Here is a 20550-nt window from a genome sequence, read left to right on the forward strand (position 1 = left end):
CCCGGGCAGGTCAGGCGGCGCGGCAGAGTTCCGCGGCATCGGCCGGCGCCAGCGCGTGGGCCACGACCGCATGGGCGGGACAGGCGGTGACCGCGGCCGCCGAGCGGTTTCGCGCGAAGACGACGAGACGCAGCACCGCGAACCGCGCGACGCCGGCGAGCGCCGAGGCGGACAGGTAGACGGCCTGTTCCAGCACGGCCCCGGGCGCCTCCACCAACTGCGGCAGGGCGAACATCGCCAGACAGGTCACCACATACGCCGCCGCCGCCGAACCGGCCGACTGACCATGCTGACGCCAGGTCGCACGACCGCCTGCGCCGAAGGTGAAGCGGGCGTGCAGTTCGGTGGCGAGGAGCGTGGAGACCACGGTGATCAGGGCGTTGGCCAGAACCCAGGGGATCCAGGAGGCCAGGGCCGCCACGGCGAAGCTGGAGGCGATCCCCACTCCGCCACCGCAGAGCACGAAGCGGACGAAGGCGGTGAAGGCGGTAGGTGCCGCCGGCTGCCGCTGCCGCCGTATTGCCTCCATGACCCGTCCCCCTTGATCGCCCACCACGTCCGGCACGAGCCTTTCGCTCCGCGAGACCGAAGTTTCTTTCCTTCGTGGCGCCATAGTGGCACATCAATGGCGCCACTGCGAGTGAAATGTGGCACCACCCGCCTCCACGCTGGCGCCACACCGCCGCAGAAGTCACAAATGCGCAGGTCAGGAGGGTCGCGAAGGCGTGTCGTCAGCACCCCTGGAGAGCAGGTATTATTTTCGAGTCAGCAAGCGCCGCTAGCTCAGTTGGTTAGAGCAGCTGACTCTTAATCAGCGGGTCCGGGGTTCGAGTCCCTGGCGGCGCACAGACACCACACGAGGCGGTCTCCGTTCAACGGAGACCGCCTCGTGTGTTTTGTGCTGCCCGCGATGATGTACAGGTGTTTTACACGTGCGTACTAGACAACTGTTTTACACGCTCGTATATTTCCTGGCATGCCAACCTCTTCGCGCACCACAGCTGCCTCCGGGGATCTCGCCGGCCGTCGGGAGTGGACCGCTTTCGTGGTCCTGCTCCTCCCTCTCCTCCTGGTCTCGATGGACGTGTCCGTCCTCTTCTTCGCGATCCCGTCCATCGACCGGGACCTCGCACCCAGCGCCACCCAGCAGCTCTGGATCTTCGATGTGTACGCCTTCGCGCTGGCCGGCCTCCTCATCACGATGGGCTCACTCGGTGACCGGATCGGGCGCCGCAAGCTCCTGATGTGCGGCGCTGTCGCCTTCAGCACGGCATCGGTCGGCGCCGCCTACGCCTCCAGCCCCGAAATGCTCATCGCGGCCCGGGCGCTGCTCGGGATCGGCGGTGCGACGCTGATGCCGTCGACCATGGGCCTGGTGCGGAACATGTTCCGCAACGATCAGCAGCGCGGCCGGGCCATCGGCATCTGGTCCGGTGCCATGGCGGGCGGCATCGCGCTCGGATCGGTGCTCAGCGGCATCATGCTGGAACACTTCTGGTGGGGTTCGGTCTTCCTGGTCAACGTGCCGGCGATGGTGCTGCTGCTCGTCCTGGTTCCGTTGCTGGTCCCGGAGTTCAAGGACCCGAACCCTGGACGCTTCGACTTCCTGAGCGTTCCTCTGTCCATGGCGGCCGTGCTCCCGGTGGTCTACGGGGTCAAGGAGACCGCCGCCGAGGGGATGGACCTGCGCAACGGACTGATCACCGCCGCCGGGCTGGCCGTCGGCTTGGTCTTCGTCCGGCGCCAGCGCACCCGCAACGACGCGATGATCAGCAGGGACCTGTTCCGCGACCGGAACTTCGCCGCGGGAATCGGGCTGAACGCGCTGGCCGCGTTCGCCATGATGGGCGCGTCCTTCTTCACCACGCAGTACCTGCAGTCCGTGCTCGGGATGAGCACGATGGAGGCCTCGCTGTGGAGCCTGGCCCCGTCGCTGGCGGTCGGCGCTGCCGCACCGGCGGCCACCGCGATCGCCCAGCGGACCGAGCGCACCCGGGTGATCTGCGCCGGCTTCGTCATCGCGGCCGCCGGCTTCGGCGTCCTCGCCCTGTCGGGCACGGACTCGCTCGCCGTCCTGCTCATCAGCTCGGCCGTGATGAGCTGCGGGATCGTCACCGTCATGGCGCTCGTCTCGGACCTGGCCCTGTCCACCAGCCCGCCGGAGAAGGCGGGTTCGGCGGCCTCGCTGCTGGAGACGGGGCAGGAGTTCGGCGGGGCGATGGGGATGGCACTGCTCGGTGCGGTGGCGACCGCGGTCTACGCCGCGGACATGCCGGACTCGGCGCCCGAGGTGGCCCGCAAGACGCTGCCGGGGGCGCTGTCGACCGGTGACGTCTCACTGATCGCGGTCGGGCGGGACGCGTTCGTGCACAGCATGCAGTACGCCTCGGTGGCCGGCGGCCTGCTCCTGCTGGTGGGGGCCGTGCTGGCCGTGACGCGCCTGCGGCAGCCGGCCGCCGCGTCGGAACCCGCCGCTGCCCTGGAACCGGCCGCCGTCCTGGAACCGGCCGCCGTCCTGGAACCGGCCGCCGCCTCGGAACCGGCTGCCGCCTCAAAGCCCGCCGCCTCAAAGCCCGCCGTCTCGGAACCCGCCGCTGCCCTGGAACCGGCCGCCGCCTCGGAACCGGCTGCCGCCTCAAAGCCCGCCGTCTCAGAGCCCTCCGCCGTGTGAGGACAGCAGGTCCTGGCGCCCGTGCTGTTCGTACTCCCGCACCAGCGAGCTCAGTTGTCCGTCGCCGAACGGTACGTACGCCCCGCCGGCCCCGTTCCACCACAGCGGTCCCCCGGACCAGAATCCCTCGCGCCGCAACCCGACCCGGTGCACCTTGTTCGTCGCCGTCACCGGCATCGACCGGACGACGCGCACGAACCGGGGGGCCATCTTCGTCCCCAGGTCGGGCTGGTCCCGGAGGAAGGCGGCGAAGGCCTCCGGATCGAACCGCACCCCGTCGCGCAGCGCCAGCGCCGCCATGACCTGGTCCCCCGCGACCGGGTCGGGCACCGCGTAGACGGCCACGGCCGCAGCCTCGGTCCAGCGGGCCAGGATGTTCTCGATCATCGCGGCGGCCAGGTTCTCGCTGTCGACCCGCAGCCGGTCCTCCGTACGGCCCGCGAAGTACAGGAAACCGTCGGCGTCCCGGAAGAAGAGGTCTCCGGTCCAGTACCAGCCGTCGCGCACCCGGGCGGCGTCCGCCGCCTCGTTGCGCCAGTACCCCTCGAAGGGGGTCCGGCCCCGGTTCACCAACTCACCTATCGAGGCGGCTCCGTTGACGAGAGTGCCGCCCGCGTCGAAGACCGCGGCGACCCGCTCCCGGCCGCTCGAAGGATCGACGACCGCGAGGTCGTCCCGGTCGGACGCCCGGCCGATCGCACGCGGTGGGGTGTCCGGCGTCCGCTGGATCGCCGCCCCGCCCTCCGAGGAGCCGTACCCCTCGACCAGACGCACGCCGAACCGCTCCCGGAAGCGGGCCGCGTCCACGGCGCCCGCCTCGGTGCCGAAACCGAGCCGCAGCGGGTGCTCGCGGTCGTCGGGGCGCTCGGGGGTGGCCAGCAGATACTGCACGGCACGGCCGACATAGGTGAAGTACGTGGCGCCGTGAGCTCGTACGTCGGCCAGGAAGCCGGACGCCGAGAAGCGGCGGCGCAGTGCGACGGCGGCCCCGGCGGACAGTGCGGGGGACCAGTCTGCGATCACCGCGTTGCCGTGGAACATCGGCATGCAGATGTAGTGGACGTCCTCGCCCCGGATCCCGAACTGGCCGACGAGGGACCGTCCGGCCGCCGCCAGCCGCCCCTGGGTGCAGATCGCGGCCTTGGGCGCACCGGTGGACCCCGAGGTGAAGTACAGCAGCATCCGGGTCGCGGGAACGGGCCGGTTCAGGACCGTGTCACCCGGCCGCGCCCCGGCGTAGGGGGCGAGCAGCGCGGCGTACGCGTCCGTGTCGGTCACCAGCACCCGTACGCCCGGCAGCGCGAGGCCGTCGAGCAGCGGCAGATGGGCGCGCTCGGTGATCAGCACCCGGCATTCGGTGTGCAGGATGTCGCGGGCCAGCTCGGCGCCGCGGCGGGTGGGGTTGATGCCCGCGACGGCGGCCCCGGCCAGGGCCGCCGCGCTCAACCACAACGGGAATTCGGGAGTGTTGTCCAGCAGCACTCCGAGGTGCGGCTCGCTGCCCGCCGGCAGCAGATCCGCCAGGAGCGCGGCCCGTGCGGCAGCACCCGAGGCGACCTGGTGGTGACTGAGGACGGTGCCCTCATGTCTCAGACCGGGCCGGTGGTCGCCCCATTGGCGCTGTACGAGCTCCGCGACGGTGCCTGCGCTCCCCATGGCGCCGCACGGTAACCGACCAGGCGTCAGAACTGAACATCCGAGCACGAGTAGAACGCGTTGGCCGTGTCTGCGATGTTCCAGACGCTCAGGATGATGTGCTTCCCGGTCTTCTGGGTGGGGATGGTGCCCTGCTGGGTCAGGGTCGACGGCGGCTGCTGATTGCCGTACGGCACCGTCATGAAGGGCTGGGACTCCAGGTCGGACCTCTTGAGCGGCTTGGTGGGGTCCCAGCCGTTCTTGGTGATGTAGTAGCGGAAGTCCGTCGTGGCGTGCCGGGCGGTGAACTGCCAGCGGAAGCTGAAGCCCTGGCCCGCGGTGACCTTGGTGGCGGGCCAGTTGCCGCCGCGCGGGTCGTCGAGCTGGGCGAACTCGCCGTGACCGGCGGAGCAGATCGCACCGTCGGCGGGACCGGCCGCCGGGAAGCCCTTCGGGCCCTCGACACTCTGCGGCTCCCACTGGATGTTGCCGCAGTTCGTCACCGTGCCGTTGGCGCAGAGCTTCTGACGGCTGATGGGGTTGTCGGTGTAGCCGTGGCTGCCGGCACTGCTGGTCGCGAACATCGAGACGCCCGCTACCGCAAGGCCGACCAGGGCCGCGCCTGTCTTCTTACGCATTGCTGCCGCTCCTCGGAGACGTGGGGGAGGTTCCATGAGCACTGCTACGCGCGTGTCGTGCGGTCTAGACCAAGGCCTAGATTATTGACGCATCATGAACATGTCCAGACCAATGAGAGCTGGATTCCGGTTGCCTCCGAGGTGCCGGGCAGAACGTCTCAGGCGCTGTCCCCACCACTGCGGCCGGTGTAGAAGGCCACCGTCAAGTCCTTGACCAGGGACTTCCGTTCGTAGTCGTCGAGCTCCACGAGACCCCGGGCGGTCAGCCGGTTCACGGTGTCGTCCACGGCGTCCACCACCGAAGTCAGCACGCTGTCCCGGTGCTTGGCGTCGATGGCGGCGATCCGACGCCGCTGCATGGCCGCCGCCACCTCCGGTGCGTACTCGATTCCGGTCGGCTGCGCCGAGTACACCTCGATGCCGACCGGTTCGCAGTCCGCCTTCAGCATCCGGGTCAGCGCGTCACCGACCGCCTCCGCGTTGCGCAGGGTGTGCGCGTCCTCGTGGAAGGCGTCGGCGGGCAGCTGGGACAGGACCCGCGCCATGGCCGCCTCGACCTGCTCACGCAGATACTCCTCGTGGTCCTCGACCCCCAACGTCGCCCGCACCGTGTCCTCGACCCGCCACACGACGAGGACGACGACCCGCAGGGCGGTCCCGTTGGCGTCCATCGCGGGCAGCGGCTCACTGCGCCAGTGCCGCAGCCGGACGTCGACCCGGCGCCGCAGGAGCAGCGGGCTGACCCACATCAGCCCGGTCCGCCGCACGGTGCCCCGGTACCGGCCGAAGAGCGTGAGCACCCACGTGTACCCGACGCGCCCCCGGGTCAGACCGCCGAACGCGAAGAGCACCACCGTCACCAGCAGCGCGAGCGCCGCCCAGGCGCCGATACCGAGTCCGTCGTACGGTCGCGGGCCGACCCCGATCCGCGACAGGACCCGGGCCGGCAACGCACCGGCCCACCACAGGACCCCACCGATGGCGGCGATCCCGCCGGCTCCGGTGAGCACCGCGACCCAGCCGGGCAGCGCCGGTCCGGGCCGCTCGTGGAGCCGGGGGTCGGCGACCGGCGCGGGCCGGGTCGGGGGCCGCACCTGCGGAGTCCTCGGCACCGGCGGCCGCCGGACACCGGCCGGCTGCTCACCCACGGGTGCCCGTCGTACGACGGTGGCCGGCAGCGCCGTGGCGTCCTCCCCGGCCTCGGCCTCCTCACGGAAGAGCAGGTGCACCGGGATGGAAGCGGTGCGCTCGTTGGCGATGACCGCCTGGTGCCGGCCGGTGTCCACACGGGCGTCGGCGCGGAACTCGCCGGTGTCCACACGGGTGTCGGTGCGGGACTCGCCGGTGTCCTCGCCGGTGAACACCACGGAGAGGGACGCGGGGGCGAGCCCCGGCCCGGGCACGGGCGCGGTGTCGTGCACGACGGCGTCCTGCACGACGGTGTCCTGCACATCGGTGTCCTGCACATCGGTGTCGTGCACGACGGTGTCCTGCACATCGGTGTCCTGCACGTCGGTGTCCTGCACATCGCCCCGGGCGGGAGCGGACACGGCGGCGTCGCGGGTCCGGGGCGCGGAGGCTGCTTCCGACCCGTACGTTCCGGATGCGGCCCCCGCCATGACGAGCACACCGGCTTCGGCAGCCTCGGCCGATGCGTCGCCTTGCGGATCGCCGGCGGACGACGCATCGGCCTCCGGCGCGGGAGCGGGCACCAGGTCCGAGGCGTTCGGCCGGGCGTCGCGCAGCGACGGCCGGCCGACGGCGGGCGCGCCGGCGGCGGGCCGGTACACCGGACCGAGGCCGGAGGCCGCCGAGATCTCCGACGCCTCCGAGATCTCCGCCGTCTTCGGCGCTTCTGGCATCGTCGGTGCCGTCGACAGCGTCTGCACTGTCGGCATCGTCGGCACCGGGTCGCTCTTCGCCCTGTCCGACACCGCATCCGCGGCCGCGACCGCCGGCGGCGCGGGCCACGGACCCCGGTCCGTCGCCGGGACCGACACCGAGGCCGAGGTCGCGCCGAAGGAGGAGCCCGCGCGTTCGCCCTCGCCCGGCACCAGGTCGAGCACGAGGTCGACGACGGAGTCCGGCCCCGGCACCGGAGCGCCGGGCATGTCGACCACGCCTGGCACCTCGGCCGGACCGGCAGCGGTCAAGCCGGAACCGGTGTGCGGACCCGCGTCCCGGCCCACGCCCGGCCCCCCATCCGGGCCCAAGCCCGGACTCATGCCCGGCCCCGCATCCGTACCCAAGCCCGGACCCGCCTGCCCGTACTCCGCCGCCCAGCCGCCCGACCCGGCCCGCTCCCCCGCCGCGGCCCAGGCGTCCGTGACCCGGCCCGGTCCATCCGGCCCCACCCACTCCCGTACCGGGACCGCCCCGTACCTCTCCTCCCCGTACTCCGAGTCCTCCCGGTTCTCCGGGTTCCCGGAGCTGTCCGACACCGTGGATCGCATTACCGCCTCCGTCATGTGCGTCGTGTCACGCGAAGAGTCGCCGCCAGGTCTCCGGCCCCGGATAGCCGTCGGCCTCCGTGCCTCGCCAGCCCTGGGCCTTCTGGAAGGCCTCGACATTGCGTCGGTCCGCCTCGGTCCACCGAGAGCTGGGTCCCGACAGGTAGTACTTGCCGTATCCCTTCTTCACCAACTGTTTGCCGAGCTTCTCGACATGGCTGTTGGACTGACCCGGCCTGAAATAGCTGCGCCCGGGGAAGGCCGGGACCGCCGCGGAGCCGCCGTTTGCGGCCTTGCTGCCCGCGGCGGGGATGTCATGGCCGGTTCCGTTCTCCAGCAGGCGCCAGGTGTCGGGGCCGGGGATGCCGTCGGCCTCCTTGCCCGTCCAGCCCTGGGCCTTCTGGAACGCCTGGGTCGCCAGCCGGTCGGCGCTGCTCCAGACGGGGCCGGGCCCGATCTTGTAGAAGCGCTTGCCGCCCCGGTCGACGAGCATCTTGCCGAGCCGGGTGACGTAGGCGTTGTTCGCGCCTGCGCCGAACTTCCCGGCACCCGGGAACAGGGTCTTCGTCGAGTCGCTGCCACCGGACCCGGTCGTCAGCCCCTTGTACCGGTAGGCGACGTAGCTGCCCGAGTTGGTCCAGTACGCCATGGGCGTCGTCTGCTTGCGGGTGTGCGGCTTGGTCTGCTCGTACGCCGTGTAATGGGTGTGTGTGTAGTCGGTCCAGCCGCCGAAGATCGTGACGTGCGAGCCCTTCCCGGGGTCGGCCGGGTTGTGGAAGAGCAGGATGTCGCCGGGCTGGAGTTCCTCCCGGGCGATGCGCGTCCCGTAGGTGGAGAGGCTGCCGGTCCATTCGTTGCCGGGCAGGTTCCAGGCCATCGACACGTAGCCGGAGCAGTCCTGGCGGTACCCGTCCGACCAGTACTTCTCCATGCTGTACGGGACCTGCGCGGTGACCCACTTCTTCGCCCGGTTGATGATGTCGGCCCGAGTGGTCGTGCGCAGCGCGGGTGCGCCCGCCTGCGACGCCGGTGGTCCCGAGGCCCCCGCACCCTGCAACGGCCCCGGTCCGCCCTGCGGACTGTCCGGCCCCGGTTCGACCGGGTCGGCCGCCACGCCGGTCACCGGGGCCGGGTCGGCCGCCCGGCCCGGGTCCGTCACCGGGGCCGGGTCGGCCGCCGCGCCCGCCGCCTCCGCGAGACCGGCGCTCAGCACCACCCCGGCAGCGGTGACCAGCACCATCGCCCGCCGCGCGCCGTGCGCGGCGGGATGTCCTCCATAGCGCGTCGGCAGTCCCCCGGCTGCGGTGCGCCGTTGAACGGCGCATCCCGCACAGGTGCAGTCGATGGCAGGTACGTAGTCCTCGAAGGCCGGCACAGTCATGCGATTCCCTCCGCACTCGTCAAGATCTTTGGGCGCATCTGTACGGGCGTCAGTGTCTCAACTCTCCTGACATATCGCATTTTGACGGATAGAAGAGAAAAAACGACCATCCGACAGGCCGTGGCGGAGGGGAAATGGTCAGGAGCACGGCCGGAGATCGGGTAGAGTTCTCCAGGTCAGCAGGCGCCGCTAGCTCAGTTGGTTAGAGCAGCTGACTCTTAATCAGCGGGTCCGGGGTTCGAGTCCCTGGCGGCGCACGCAGAGTCAAGGCCCCCTCACCACGCGTGAGGGGGCCTTGCTCGTTCCCGCACACCTCGCCGCCCCGCGCAGGCGTCACTCGTTGAGCGATTTGCTCACGCACACCTCACGCACGCCTCGCACGCGCCTGACAGGTGCGCACCAACCGTCCGGCCGACGGCGCGACGACTCCCCGCGCACCCCCTCATACGCCTCCGCACCACCTCTCCACAAGAGCCGCACAAATCGCGCATTTGAGCGGGTATTAACCCCTTTCACCCTTGCGATCGCGGCCGGGGTCGGCCAGTCTGTCTGAGGGTCATCGGCGCCAACCACGCCGGTGAGACCCACAGTTGGGGGGAAACCAGAGGGGATTGTTCCGGTTGTGTTCGATGCGAGGGGATGGCGTCGTGCACAAGCAAACACCGAACAGGCGCTGTGCAGCCGGACGGACGGCCTTGCCTGTCTCAGGGAAGTGACCCGCCACCGAACCGTCGGCCGCGTCCAGGGGGACATGCGGCGGGCGAGACGAAAACAACCGACCGACCACGCAGCCCCGCCTGCGTGCAGGGGGATGACCCATGACGTCGACGCCGTCAGGCGCCCGGCAGGACCACGACCCGTCCCGGACCACGCGGCTTCGGATACCCCCGCAGCCACGGACCGGGCGGCGGCGGCCGCAGAAGAACGCGCCGCCTCGGTACGACTACGAGCACTACAGCCGGCTCGCCGGGCCTCTGACCCTGCCCGACCCCGCCAGGCCGTACACCGTGAAGTACCGCTCGCTCCTCTCCCAGGAGCCCCACCGGATCCGGGCGGCCCTCCTGCTGGGAGCGGCCCCGCTCGTCTCGCTCGGCCTCTTCGCCTGGCTGATGCAGCCCGGTCACTGGACCCAGCGCGACCCGAACCCCAAGAACGACACGCTGTTGGTCCTCGACATCGTGATGCTGGTCTCGATCGGCCTGATCGAGCTCTTCCGCACCCTGAACGTCCTCTCCAACGCGCACGCCACGCTGGTGGCGCGCGATCCGGTCCCCGTCGTGCCGGAGACCGGTACCCGGGTCGCCTTCCTCACCTCCTTCGTCCCGGGCAAGGAGCCCCTGGAGATGGTGACGAAGACCCTGGAGGCCGCCGTCCGCATCCGCCACCGCGGCCTGATGCACGTCTGGCTCCTCGACGAGGGCGACGACCCGGCGGTGAAGGAGGTCTGCCTGAGGCTCGGCGTGCGCCACTTCTCGCGCAAGGGCGTGGCGCACTGGAACCAGGCCGAGGGCCCTCACCGGGCGAAGACCAAACACGGCAACTACAACGCCTGGCTCGACGCCCACGGTGACACGTACGACTTCTTCGCCTCGGTCGACACCGACCACGTCCCGATGCCCAACTATCTGGAGCGGATGCTCGGCTACTTCCGCGACCCGGACGTCGGCTTCGTCATCGGCCCGCAGGTCTACGGCAACTACGACACCTTCGTCACCAAGGCCGCCGAGTCGCAGCAGTTCCTCTTCCACGCGCTGATCCAGCGCGCGGGCAACCGCTACGGCGCCCCGATGTTCGTCGGCACGAGCAACGCGGTGCGGATCCCGGCCCTCAAGCAGATCGGCGGCCTGTACGACTCGATCACCGAGGACATGGCGACCGGCTTCGAGATGCACCGCGCCCGCAACCCGCGCACCGGCCGCACGTGGCGCTCGGTCTACACGCCGGACGTGCTGGCCGTGGGCGAGGGCCCCACCGCGTGGACGGACTTCTTCACCCAGCAGCTGCGCTGGTCGCGCGGGACGTACGAGACGATCCTCAAGCAGTACTGGAAGGGCTTCTTCTCGCTGCCCGTGGGCAAGCTCTTCAACTACACGATGATGATCATCTTCTACCCGATGTCCGCCCTGAACTGGATCCTCGCGGCGCTCAGTTGCGCACTGTTCCTGGGGATGGGCGCCTCGGGTGTGCAGATCGACCCGACCGTCTGGATGATGCTGTACGGGAACGCCTCGGCGCTCCAGATCGGCCTGTACATCTGGAACCGCCGGCACAACGTCTCACCGCACGAGCCCGAGGGCTCCGGCGGTCTCGCCGGCATGATGATGTCCGCGCTCTCCGCACCGGTCTACGCACGCTCCCTCATGGACGCCGTGCTGCGCCGCAAGAGCTCGTTCGTCGTGACGCCCAAGGGCGACTCCTCCAGCCCGGACACCCTCTTCGGGACCTTCCGCATCCACCTCTTCTTCATCCTCGTCTTCGCCGGCTCCATCGCGGCCTCCTTCGTCCTCGGCCACAGCCATCCGGCGATGCTCACCTGGGCCGCCCTGGCCCTGCTGATCACCGCGGCGCCGGTCTTCGGCTGGCAGTACACCGTGCGGGCCCAGAAGAAGCGGCGCAGGGCGGGCCCGCCGCCGGTGAGCGGCCAACCGGACAACGCCCGGCGGACCGGGCCCCGCCGGGCCGGCGACGAACAGACCATGCAGATCGCCCTTGGGGGACGCAAACCATGAAGTACCGTCCGAGCCGCCGTACCCGCCGCATGGCGATCAGTACGGCGGTGGTTCTCGCGCTCGCGGGGGCGAACGGGCCGTGGCTGTACCGCTTCGGCACCGACCGCTACCACGCGTACAGGATCAACCAGCCGGAGTACAAGGCGGCCAACGGCCACTGGGACTTCCTGGACGTCCCCTCCGGGTTCCGGATCAACACGATCCACGCGGCGCTGCTGCACACCGGCAAGGTGCTGCTCGTCGCGGGCTCGGGCAACAACCAGAAGAACTTCGACGCGAAGAGCTTCCGGTCGGTCCTGTGGGACCCGGAGACCAACGCGTTCCGGAACATACCCACGCCCAAGGACATGTTCTGCGCCGGCCACACCCAACTGCCTGACGGCAGACTGCTCATAGCCGGCGGTACCAAGCGGTACGAGAAACTCGAAGGCGACGTCACCAAGGCCGGCGGCCTGATGATCGTGCACAACGAGGACCCGGACAAGCCGGTCACCCTGCCTGCGGGAACCCGGTTCACCGGCAAGGCCAACGGCAGGACCTTCGTCACCAAGGACCCCGTGCTGGTGGAGAGGGCGACCAAGGTCTTCGACAGGAACACCGGCGCCTTCCTCCGCAACGACCCCGGGCTCGGCCGCATCTACGTCGAGGCGCAGCAGTCCGGCACGGAGCACGGGACGGGCACCGAGGACAACTACCGGATAGCGGGGCTGTCCGGCTCCGACACCCGTAACGTCTACGGGATCGCCCAGAAGCTGGCCCTCGACAAGAAGGACTTCCAGGGCATCCGTGAGGCCTACGAGTTCGACCCGGTGGCGGAGAAGTACATCACCGTCGACCCGATGAACGAGGCCCGCTGGTACCCGACGCTCACCACCTTGAAGGACGGCAAGGTCCTCGCCCTGTCCGGCCTGGACGAGATCGGGCAGATCGTCCCGGGCAAGGACGAGATCTACGACCCGGCCACCAGGAAATGGGCGTACACCGGCATCGTCCGGAAGTTCCCCACGTATCCGGCGGTCTTCCTGCTGAACGACGGCAAGCTCTTCTACTCCGGCTCGAACGCCGGCTACGGCCCCGCCGACGTGGGCCGCGACCCCGGCGTCTGGGACCTGGCGACGAACAGGTTCACCAGGATCCCCGGCCTGAGCGACCCGGACAAGATGGAGACCTCCGCGACCGTGCGGCTGCCCCCGGCCCAGGACGAGAGGTTCATGGTGATCGGCGGGGGCGGCGTCGGCGAGTCCGACAGGTCCAGCGAGAAGTCCCGGCTGGTCGATCTGTCGGACCCCGAACCGGAGTTCAAGGACGGCGCATCCCTCGACGAGGGCACCCGCTACCCGAGCGCGTCCCTGCTGCCCGACGACTCCCTGCTCGTCACCGGCGGTTCGAACGACTACCGGGGCCGCGGCGGCTCCGACGTGCTCCAGGCCCGGCTGTACGACGCGAAGTCGGACACGTACGAGCGGGTCGCCGACCCCGCGGTGGGCCGCAACTACCACTCGGGGTCCGTGCTCCTGCCCGACGGCCGGGTCATGATCTTCGGCTCCGACCCGCTCTACTCCGACAAGGCCAACACCCGGCCGGGAGTCTTCGAGCAGCGCATCGAGATCTACACCCCGCCGTACCTGTACCGCGGCTCACGGCCGGAGCTCACCGCAGGACCGACGAGGATCGAGCGCGGCGGCACGGCGGTGTTCACGGCCAACCGGGCCTCGTCCGTCAAGTCGGCGAGGCTGATGCGGCCGAGCGCGGTCACCCATGTCACGGACACCGACCAGCGCTCGGTGGCGCTGGGCCTGAAGCGGACGGACGGCGGGATCTCGGTGACGGTGCCGGCGAACCGGGCGCTGGTGCCGTCGGGCTGGTACATGCTGTTCGTCACCGACGGCAGGGGCACGCCGTCCGAGGGGATGTGGGTGGAGGTGCCGTAGGCGCGTTCGCGGCACCGGACAGGGTTGCTCCTATGCGGTGCCGCGGGCCAGTCCGAGTGCGTACGCGGGCCACCACGCGCCCGCCTTCGGACCGCCCCGGCAGTCGCCGTCGGACTCGCCCGGCCGCTTGATCCAGAGGTACGCGTCGACCAGCTCGTCGCCCGTGGCCGTCGTCGGCGTCTCACCGAGGGCCCGTCCCGGCGGGTTGCACCAGCTCTCCTCGGGGGTGCCCCCGGTGTACGGGCCGTTGCCGTTGCGACCGGTGTCGATCACGAACGGCTTGCCGCCGACCTTCGCCGACAGCTGCTTGCCGAACTCCCGGCTGACCGCGGTGGTCTGGAAGTTGGAGACGTTGACCGCGAACCCGTCGGCCGCGCCGATGCCCGCCTGCCGCAGGGGCCGGAACAGTGCGTCCGGGGTGTGCCAGCCCGCGTTGCCCGCGTCCAGGTAGACGCGGGTGCCCGGCGCCTTCTTGAGGCGCTCCACCGCACCCCTGAGCAGGTCGTAGCGCTCCTCTCGGAACTCCTGCGGGGTGCACCCGTCGACCAGGTGCAGCACCGCGTCCGGCTCCAGGATCACGGTCGCGCCCCGGTCGCCGATGCCCTTGGCGACACCCTCCAGCCAGGCGCGGTACGCGTCGCCGTCGGCGGCACCGCCCTTGGAGAACTGCCCGCAGTCGCGGTGCGGGATGTTGTACAGCACCAGCAGCGCCTCCCGGCCGGCCTTCTCGGCCGCCTCGGTGAAGCCCTTCACCTCGGCCTCGGGATCGTCCGGGCCGACCCACTCGCCGACCGGCTGCCGCGCGATCCGGCGGATCAGGGCGGCGTCCTTCTCGTTGCCGTCCTCGGTGTAGCGGGCGACCTGCCTGGCGGCGTTCCCGTCGGGGTTGACCCAGTACGGATCGCCGCCACCGGGCTGCTGTCCGACGGCCGCGGGGTTCTTCCCCGTGCCCCCGGACGGGCCTTCGCCTTCGCCGTCGCCGTCGCCGTCGCCGGAAGAGCTGCATCCCGCGAGCAGGAGCGCGGCGCCGGCCGCGGCCGCGCACACCACCCGCATGCCGAACCGGCCGTTGTGGCTGCCGTACATCCACGCCCCCTCGGGTGCGACGGCTGTGCGCTGCCGCATCGCCGTCCATCCTGGCACAGGGCCCGGCGCCGGCCCGGCCCCTCACGACTTCGTCGAGGAGCCGTTACGCCGGATTCACCACACTCTGCCCGGCCCGCCCGCGTGCGGAGGGTGACCGGTTATCGACGTACCGTCAGAAATGGACTGTGCGCCGGGAGTTCGCGCCCCTACAGTGGGGCGTGCGGCGGACCCGGACGCCACCGACCTCCCGTGTCCGCGCCGGGCCACTCCCGCGGCCCGCGCCCAGCGGTCGAGGACGGCCCGGCCGGCGCCCGGAGAACCGGGCAGCCGGCCGGGCCGGATACCGAAGAGGTCAGCCGCCGCCCGGTGCACCGGCTTTCCCGCTCACCTGTTCCTTGGTGCTCTCCCGCGCCTCCTCCTGCGCCTTCTCCCGTGACTTCTCGCCCGTGAGATAGGCCGAGACGACGACGTTGGCCGTGTACGACTTCGACGCGCGGTCGTACGTGCCGCCGCAGGTGATCAGCCGGAGTTCGGCCCGGCCGTCCTTGCGGGGGCCGTACGCCTTGCGGGCGTTGAAGCGTTCGCGGGTGAAGACCTGGACGTCGTCGATGGTGAACTCGGCGACGGTGCCGTCGGTCCGGGTCACCTCGACCTTGGCGCCCGGGCGGGCCGCGCTGAGCCCGTAGAAGACAGCCGGCTTGGTCTCGGTGTCGACGTGGCCGACGAAGAGGGCCGGCCCCTTGGCACCGGGCTCGGTGCCACTGCCGTACCAGCCGACCGTCTGGGGTGTGTCGAAGGACGGCGGCTCGATCGCCCCCTCCTTGTCCAGCTCCCGCGGGACGACGGGGGCACGGATCCCGATCGACGGGACCTCGACGCTCCGCGGCGCGACCCCCTCGATCGGGTCATGGGCCGGGGGCAGTGGCACGCCGAGGGGGCGCCCGACCGCGGCGACGTCGCCGGTGGTCGGGGCGGAACTGGCGCCGGAGCCGCCGGTGATACCGCGACCCCAGAGCCACAGGCCCAGCAGCAGCACGGCCCAGGCCACTCCGGTGAGCAGCCTGCCGTGCCCCGCCGGCCGGTCCGAGGCTGACACGTCAGTCGGCGGCCGGGCGGCGGCGTCGCACGCTGCGGAAGGCCACGGCGACGGCCGCGACGGCCGCCAGAGCGAGGCCGACCACCGCGTGAACGGTGCCCGGGCCCTCCTGCTGGGCGGCCTGGTCGGCGAGCACCGCGGTGCCTCCGCCACCCGCGCGGACGGGGGCCACGGGCATGGGCCGGCTGCGGTGGACGACGGTCAGGACGGTGGTCGCCTTGGCGTGCTTGTCGCCCTTGCAGACCACCTGGACGTCGTAGTCGCCGGGTTCGGCGTCGGACCGGACTCGGGCCTCCGCGAAGAGCGTCCGGTCGCCGCCGGGCGAGAAGCGCGCCTCGGAGACGAAGGCGTCGGAGCTCCCCTTGGCCTCCTTGCCCTTGCAGCCGGCGACCTCCAGGTCGACCTCGCCGCCCGGGGAGACGGAGGACGGGGAGACGGTGAGCGTGACCCGGGACCGTGAGTCCTCGTGGTCGGATTCGGAATCGGCCAGTGCGGCTGAAGCGGGCATCAGGGTCGCCGCGACCACCGCGGCGGCACAGAACGTGAGGGGTATTGAACGCATCGTGAACCTCCTTATGGCAGGTTCACGCGCGCCGCGGCTTTCCGCATCCGCAGGGGGCCGGACACTGGGCCGGTGGAGTGCGGGGAAGCGGCCCGACCGGCCCGCCCCCCGCCCCGAACCGGGTCAGCCCGCCTCGGTCGCCCCGGCCGGCTCGACCAGGCCGACCAGGTCGGCGATGGAGTCGACGACCGTGGACGGCCGGAACGGGTACTTGTCGATGTCCGCCACCGTGGTGAGCCCGGTCAGCACCAGGAAGGTCTGCATGCCCGCCTCCAGACCGGCCAGCACATCGGTGTCCATCCGGTCGCCGATCATGGCGCTGGACTCCGAGTGGGCGCCGATCGCGTTGAGCCCGGTGCGCATCATCAGCGGGTTGGGCTTGCCCGCGAAGTACGGGGCCTTGCCGGTCGCCTTGGTGATGAGGGCGGCGACGGAGCCCGTCGCGGGCAGCGGGCCCTCGGCGGACGGTCCGGTCTCGTCCGGGTTGGTGCAGATGAAGCGGGCGCCGCCGTTGATCAGCCGGATCGCCTTGGTGAGCGCCTCGAAGGAGTACGTACGCGTCTCGCCGAGGACCACGTAGTCGGGCTCGTGGTCGGTGAGGACGTAGCCGATGTCGTGGAGTGCGGTGGTGAGCCCGGCCTCGCCGATGACGTATGCCGTGCCGCCGGGCCGCTGGTCGTCCAGGAACTGGGCGGTGGCGAGGGCGGAGGTCCAGATGTTCTCGACGGGGACGTCGAGGCCCATGCGCTTCAGCCGGGCGTGGAGGTCGCGCGCGGTGTAGATCGAGTTGTTCGTGAGGACCAGGAAGGGCAGCCCCGATTCCCGCAGCCGCTTGATGAAGGCATCGGCGCCGGGGATCGGCGTCCCCTCGTGGATGAGGACTCCGTCCATGTCGGTGAGCCAGGACGAGATCGGCTTGCGCTCTGCCATGTGGGACTCCAGTTGCCGTACGCCAGGTGCGGGGACGCCGGCGGCACCGCGTTGTGCAGCGCCGACGTCCCCGATTTTAGGCTGTCCGTTCGACCGGAAGGTACTGCCTGATCATGTGCCGGGGGGCCTCCGCACACTACGGGCCGTACCCGTTGTCCATTCGTGACGAAGGCATGCGGGGTCAGCTGCCCGCGGCCGTCTTCCAGGCGTCCACGTACGTGTCCAGGCTGGTCCCGATCTCCGACCGGTCCGGGTCGAACTTCTCCTCCAGGTCCGGTACCCGGGCGACGCTGACGTACGTGCTCTCCAGACCGACCCGGTCGTCGTCGGCGAGCAGCACCCGCTCCAGGTGCCGGACCGGCTCCCCGCGCTCCGTCCCGATCTCGGGGGCGAGCGCCTCGGGGCAGGGGAACCGTTCCAGGCCGATGAGACGGCGGCCCGGGGTGCGGCCCTGACGTCGGACGCCCTCCGTGCAGCTCGCGAGGGAGAGCGGCTGTTCCAGCTTGGGTCCGGCGACCACCGTGCCGCGGCCCTGCCGGGCCAGCCGTCCCTCCGGGAGCAGTTCACGCAGCGCCTGGCGCACGGTCTCGCGCGACACCGCGTAGCGCACGGCGAGATCGCGTTCCGGCGGCAGCGAGCCGCCCTCGTCCAGCTCGTCGATGAGGGCGGAGACATGGGCCTTGACCGCTTAGTACTTGGGAATACGGCCGTGCTCCGGGATGCCGGAGCGGACGGGTGCGCCAGGTGCCTGGTCGTGCGGGTAGTCCACGGACCGATGGTGGCAGACGGACGTGAACACCGGTCGTCGCGGCAGTGCTCGACGGCCGGAAGCCGCCGGTGAGAGGCCTGGCCGGGTCAGTGTGGGGCGCGGCGCGTCCTGCGGGCCCTGATGACGATGGCTCCGCCGCCGATCAGGAGGCCGGAGACGGTGAGGGCGGACAGCGGGACCGGTACGGAGATCCCGGTCCTGGCGAGTTCCGGAACTCCGGCCGGGTCACGGCCCGGCGCGAGCGGGCGCGGGGTGCCGGTGGTTCCGGTGGTGGGGTTGGAGTCGGGCCTGTCGGGGACACGGCCGTCGCCCTCCTGCTCCCCGCCCACCTCACCGGTCTCACCGGTCTCATCGGGTACGTCGCTCGTCCCGTCGTCCGTCCCGGTCCCGCTGCCGTCGTCCTCGACCACGGTGAACGGGTAGTCCTCGGACTCACCGACCCACTCCCCGTCGAGGCTCTCGCTCGTGGTGCCGCCGTCCTGGCTGTTCTCGCCGCGCTGCCGCTGGACGATCGCGGCGTTCGCGGTGATCCGGCCGGGGCTGGTGTCGGAGGTGAACGCCAGCCTGACCTGGACGGTGACGGTCCGGCCGGCCGGCACGGTGAAGCCGGCGAAGGAGCCGTCGCCCTCACCGCCGAAGACGCCGATGTGCTCGTCGCGGTCGGTCGTCTCCCAGCTGACGCGGTGTTCGACGCCGGGGTGGGCGCGTTCGGAGAACTCCAGCTGGATCTGGTCGGAGGTCAGCGTGCGGTCCTCGTCGGTGAGGACCAGGACCGGGTGGATGGCGCGACAGGGCTCGGTGGTGGTGTTGGTCAGGTCCAGGAACCAGGTGCCGTACCCACCGCCCGAGGCGTAGGTGTCCGGACCGCCGTGGATACGGGTGTCGATCGGGAAGTCGGCGGCCCCCGGGTCACCGCAGCCGGGCCGCTGGTCGGCGGCGACGGAGCCCGGCACGGGGGCGAGGCCGGAGGTCGGGGTGGCGGCCGTGTTGCGTTGCGGGGCGGCGGACGCGGCCGCCGGGCCGCCGAGCACGACGGCGGGCATGACGCTCGCCGCGGCCAGCCCGAGCACGAGACCGTGCCGGGGCCGGCTGCCCGCAGGGGGCGGCGACGGCGGGCGCGCCGGTGCGGAGGGTTCGGGGGAAGGGTTCGCCGGGGGCGGTGTGGGGGGCATCGTGGGGCAGCCTTCACTTCTCGACTTCTCGCGGAATCGGTCGGCTCGCCCCGGGCCCCGGAGTTCACCGGTTTGATGGGCGACGCTGCCACACGGGCAGGTGCCACCCACCGCAGACATGCCGACAGGCCGCCCGCCCGCCCGCACCGAACCGCTCGATCAGCCCAGTTCCGTACGGCTCCGGACGGTCGGCGGCACCCCGCCCGTACGGCTCCGGACAGCCCGGGAGCATCCCCACGCTCAGCCCGATTCCGTACAGACCGGGAGTACACCCACGCTCAGCCCGCTTCCGCACGACCGGGGAGCGGCCCGGCGGGGTCGGCCGTCCGGCCTCCGCCCCCGCTTCCGCCGCTGTCCGGGTCCGCGCCGCTTTGCGCGTCCGCGCCGGCCTGCGGGTCCTCGCCGCCGACACGGCCGAACAGCGGGGCGAGGATCAGCTGCGCCGCTCCTTCGGCGACCGGCCGGTCGCCCCCGCCGGCGGCGACGACCGGTACCGGTATCCCGTCGGCCCCGTCCCGCCGGGCCCGTTCGTCGAGCACCGCGCGTACCCCGCGGACGTACGCGTCCGGGTCTGCGGCGACGGTGCGCCCGCCCAGCACCACCCGGTCGATGTCGAGCAGCCCGACCAGGTTGGCGGCGCCGGTGCCTAGCACCCGCGAGGCCTCGGCGATGTCGCCCCGCTCGACGGCGGCCAGGCAGAGGGCCTCGATGCAGCCGCGCCCGCCGCAGCTGCACAGCACCCCGTCCAGCTGGACGGTCTGGTGGCCGAACTCCCCTGCTCCGGTACGGGCCCCGCGGTGCACCGCCCCGCCGAGCACCAGTCCGGAACCGAGGCCGGTGCCCAGGTGGAGATAGGCGAAGTCGGCGGGGCCAGGCTCCTGGAGGGCGAGGCCGAGGGCGGCGGCGTTGGTGTCCTTGTCGATGACGACGGGCAGCCCGGTCCGCGCGGCAAGGCCGTCGCGGAGCGGGTAGCCGTCCCACTGCGGGAAGCCGGTGACGCGGTGCAGGACCCCGCCCCGGTGGTCGAGGGGCCCCGGCACGGCGACCCCCACCCCGAGCACCGGCAGCGCACCGTCGCCCCGCACCGCGGCGACCGCCCCGGCCGCCGCTCCGAGCACCTCGTCCGCCGGGGCACCGAAGTCCAGCGGGGCCGTACGGCTCGCGGCCACCGCGCCCGCGAGGTCGACGAGCACCACGGTCAGCTCGTCGCGGTCCAGGTGCAGCCCCACCGCGTGACCGGCGTCCGGCACCAGCCGCAGCACGGTCCGCGGCTTGCCGCCGGTCGAGGCACGGTGGCCCGCCTCGACGGCCAGGCCCTCCGCCCGCAGCCGGGCGGTGATCTTGCTGACGGCCTGCGGGGTGAGCCCGGTACGGCCGGCGAGTTCGAGCCGGCTGATGCCGCGCTCGCCCGCCGCACGCAGCAGGTCCAGCACGAGCGCCGCGTTGTGGCTGCGCAGTGCCGGCAGGTTCGCGCCGCTGTTACTCCTGTTCACGGCCCCA

14 protein-coding genes, 2 tRNA genes and 1 pseudogene are annotated in these 20550 nt (G+C 71.5%); 5 read left to right on the plus strand and 12 right to left on the minus strand.

Annotated elements, in window-relative coordinates; genetic code table 11:
- Positions 1-10: 10 nt before the first annotated feature.
- Positions 11-529 (minus strand): GtrA domain-containing protein, encoded by a 519-nt coding sequence (locus ABT025_RS05220; protein ID WP_350990036.1) that lies wholly within the window; start codon positions 527-529, stop codon positions 11-13.
- A 243-nt stretch (positions 530-772) separates the two neighbouring features.
- Here ABT025_RS05220 and ABT025_RS05225 point away from each other — a divergent pair.
- Positions 773-846: transfer RNA gene (locus ABT025_RS05225), tRNA-Lys, on the plus strand.
- A 130-nt stretch (positions 847-976) separates the two neighbouring features.
- Complete coding sequence (locus tag ABT025_RS05230; RefSeq protein WP_350990038.1) at positions 977-2671, plus strand: MFS transporter; 1695 nt, start codon at positions 977-979, stop codon at positions 2669-2671.
- Here ABT025_RS05230 and ABT025_RS05235 read toward each other — a convergent pair.
- From ABT025_RS05235 to ABT025_RS05250, 4 genes are all read right to left on the minus strand, one after another.
- A complete protein-coding gene (locus ABT025_RS05235) occupies positions 2651-4327 on the minus strand; it encodes an AMP-binding protein (protein ID WP_350990041.1) in 1677 nt (558 codons plus the stop codon). The genes ABT025_RS05230 and ABT025_RS05235 overlap by 21 nt on opposite strands.
- A 26-nt stretch (positions 4328-4353) precedes the next feature.
- On the minus strand, positions 4354-4944 hold the full coding sequence (locus tag ABT025_RS05240; protein WP_350990043.1) for a lytic polysaccharide monooxygenase auxiliary activity family 9 protein: 591 nt from the start codon (positions 4942-4944) through the stop codon (positions 4354-4356).
- Between the two features lie 158 nt (positions 4945-5102).
- Positions 5103-7055, minus strand: a complete 1953-nt coding sequence (locus tag ABT025_RS05245; protein ID WP_350990202.1) for an SPFH domain-containing protein — start codon at positions 7053-7055, stop codon at positions 5103-5105.
- A gap of 367 nt (positions 7056-7422) precedes the next feature.
- The gene (locus ABT025_RS05250) at positions 7423-8775 is read right to left on the minus strand and encodes a peptidoglycan-binding protein (RefSeq protein ID WP_350990045.1); all 1353 of its coding nucleotides are present in this window, start codon (positions 8773-8775) and stop codon (positions 7423-7425) included.
- A gap of 183 nt (positions 8776-8958) precedes the next feature.
- Here ABT025_RS05250 and ABT025_RS05255 point away from each other — a divergent pair.
- The 3 genes from ABT025_RS05255 to glxA all read left to right on the plus strand — a co-directional run bounded on the left by ABT025_RS05255 (position 8959) and on the right by glxA (position 13435).
- Positions 8959-9032 (plus strand) — tRNA-Lys (locus tag ABT025_RS05255).
- Positions 9033-9593: 561 nt separating this feature from the next.
- A complete protein-coding gene (locus ABT025_RS05260; protein ID WP_350990047.1) occupies positions 9594-11504 on the plus strand; it encodes a glycosyltransferase family 2 protein in 1911 nt (636 codons plus the stop codon).
- Positions 11501-13435 (plus strand): radical copper oxidase GlxA, encoded by a 1935-nt coding sequence (glxA, locus tag ABT025_RS05265; RefSeq protein ID WP_350990050.1) that lies wholly within the window; start codon positions 11501-11503, stop codon positions 13433-13435. Before ABT025_RS05260 ends, glxA begins: the two co-directional genes overlap by 4 nt.
- Before the next feature lie 30 nt (positions 13436-13465).
- On the opposite strand, the gene ABT025_RS05270 is transcribed toward glxA, so the two are convergent.
- The 7 genes and pseudogenes from ABT025_RS05270 to ABT025_RS05300 all read right to left on the minus strand — a co-directional run bounded on the left by ABT025_RS05270 (position 13466) and on the right by ABT025_RS05300 (position 20543).
- Positions 13466-14521 (minus strand): glycoside hydrolase family 6 protein, encoded by a 1056-nt coding sequence (locus tag ABT025_RS05270; protein ID WP_350990203.1) that lies wholly within the window; start codon positions 14519-14521, stop codon positions 13466-13468.
- Between the two features lie 352 nt (positions 14522-14873).
- Positions 14874-15617 carry a class F sortase gene (locus ABT025_RS05275; protein WP_350990052.1) on the minus strand — a complete coding sequence of 248 codons (744 nt, stop codon included), beginning with the start codon at positions 15615-15617 and terminating at the stop codon, positions 14874-14876.
- Position 15618: 1 nt separating this feature from the next.
- Positions 15619-16179, minus strand: coding sequence for a hypothetical protein (locus tag ABT025_RS05280; RefSeq protein ID WP_350990054.1), 561 nt, complete (start codon positions 16177-16179; stop codon positions 15619-15621).
- A gap of 123 nt (positions 16180-16302) precedes the next feature.
- A complete protein-coding gene (locus ABT025_RS05285; protein WP_350990056.1) occupies positions 16303-17109 on the minus strand; it encodes an HAD-IIA family hydrolase in 807 nt (268 codons plus the stop codon).
- A 241-nt stretch (positions 17110-17350) separates the two neighbouring features.
- Positions 17351-17878, minus strand: a pseudogene (locus ABT025_RS05290) (GntR family transcriptional regulator); the annotation flags it as partial.
- A gap of 86 nt (positions 17879-17964) precedes the next feature.
- Positions 17965-19050 carry a hypothetical protein gene (locus ABT025_RS05295; protein ID WP_350990058.1) on the minus strand — a complete coding sequence of 362 codons (1086 nt, stop codon included), beginning with the start codon at positions 19048-19050 and terminating at the stop codon, positions 17965-17967.
- 278 nt (positions 19051-19328) lie between these two features.
- Positions 19329-20543 carry an ROK family transcriptional regulator gene (locus ABT025_RS05300; RefSeq protein WP_350990060.1) on the minus strand — a complete coding sequence of 405 codons (1215 nt, stop codon included), beginning with the start codon at positions 20541-20543 and terminating at the stop codon, positions 19329-19331.
- Positions 20544-20550 lie beyond the last annotated feature (7 nt).

Origin of the sequence: Streptomyces sp. NPDC002809 (genome assembly GCF_040295435.1) — a bacterium.
In the GTDB taxonomy this organism is placed as follows: Bacteria; Actinomycetota; Actinomycetes; order Streptomycetales; family Streptomycetaceae; genus Streptomyces.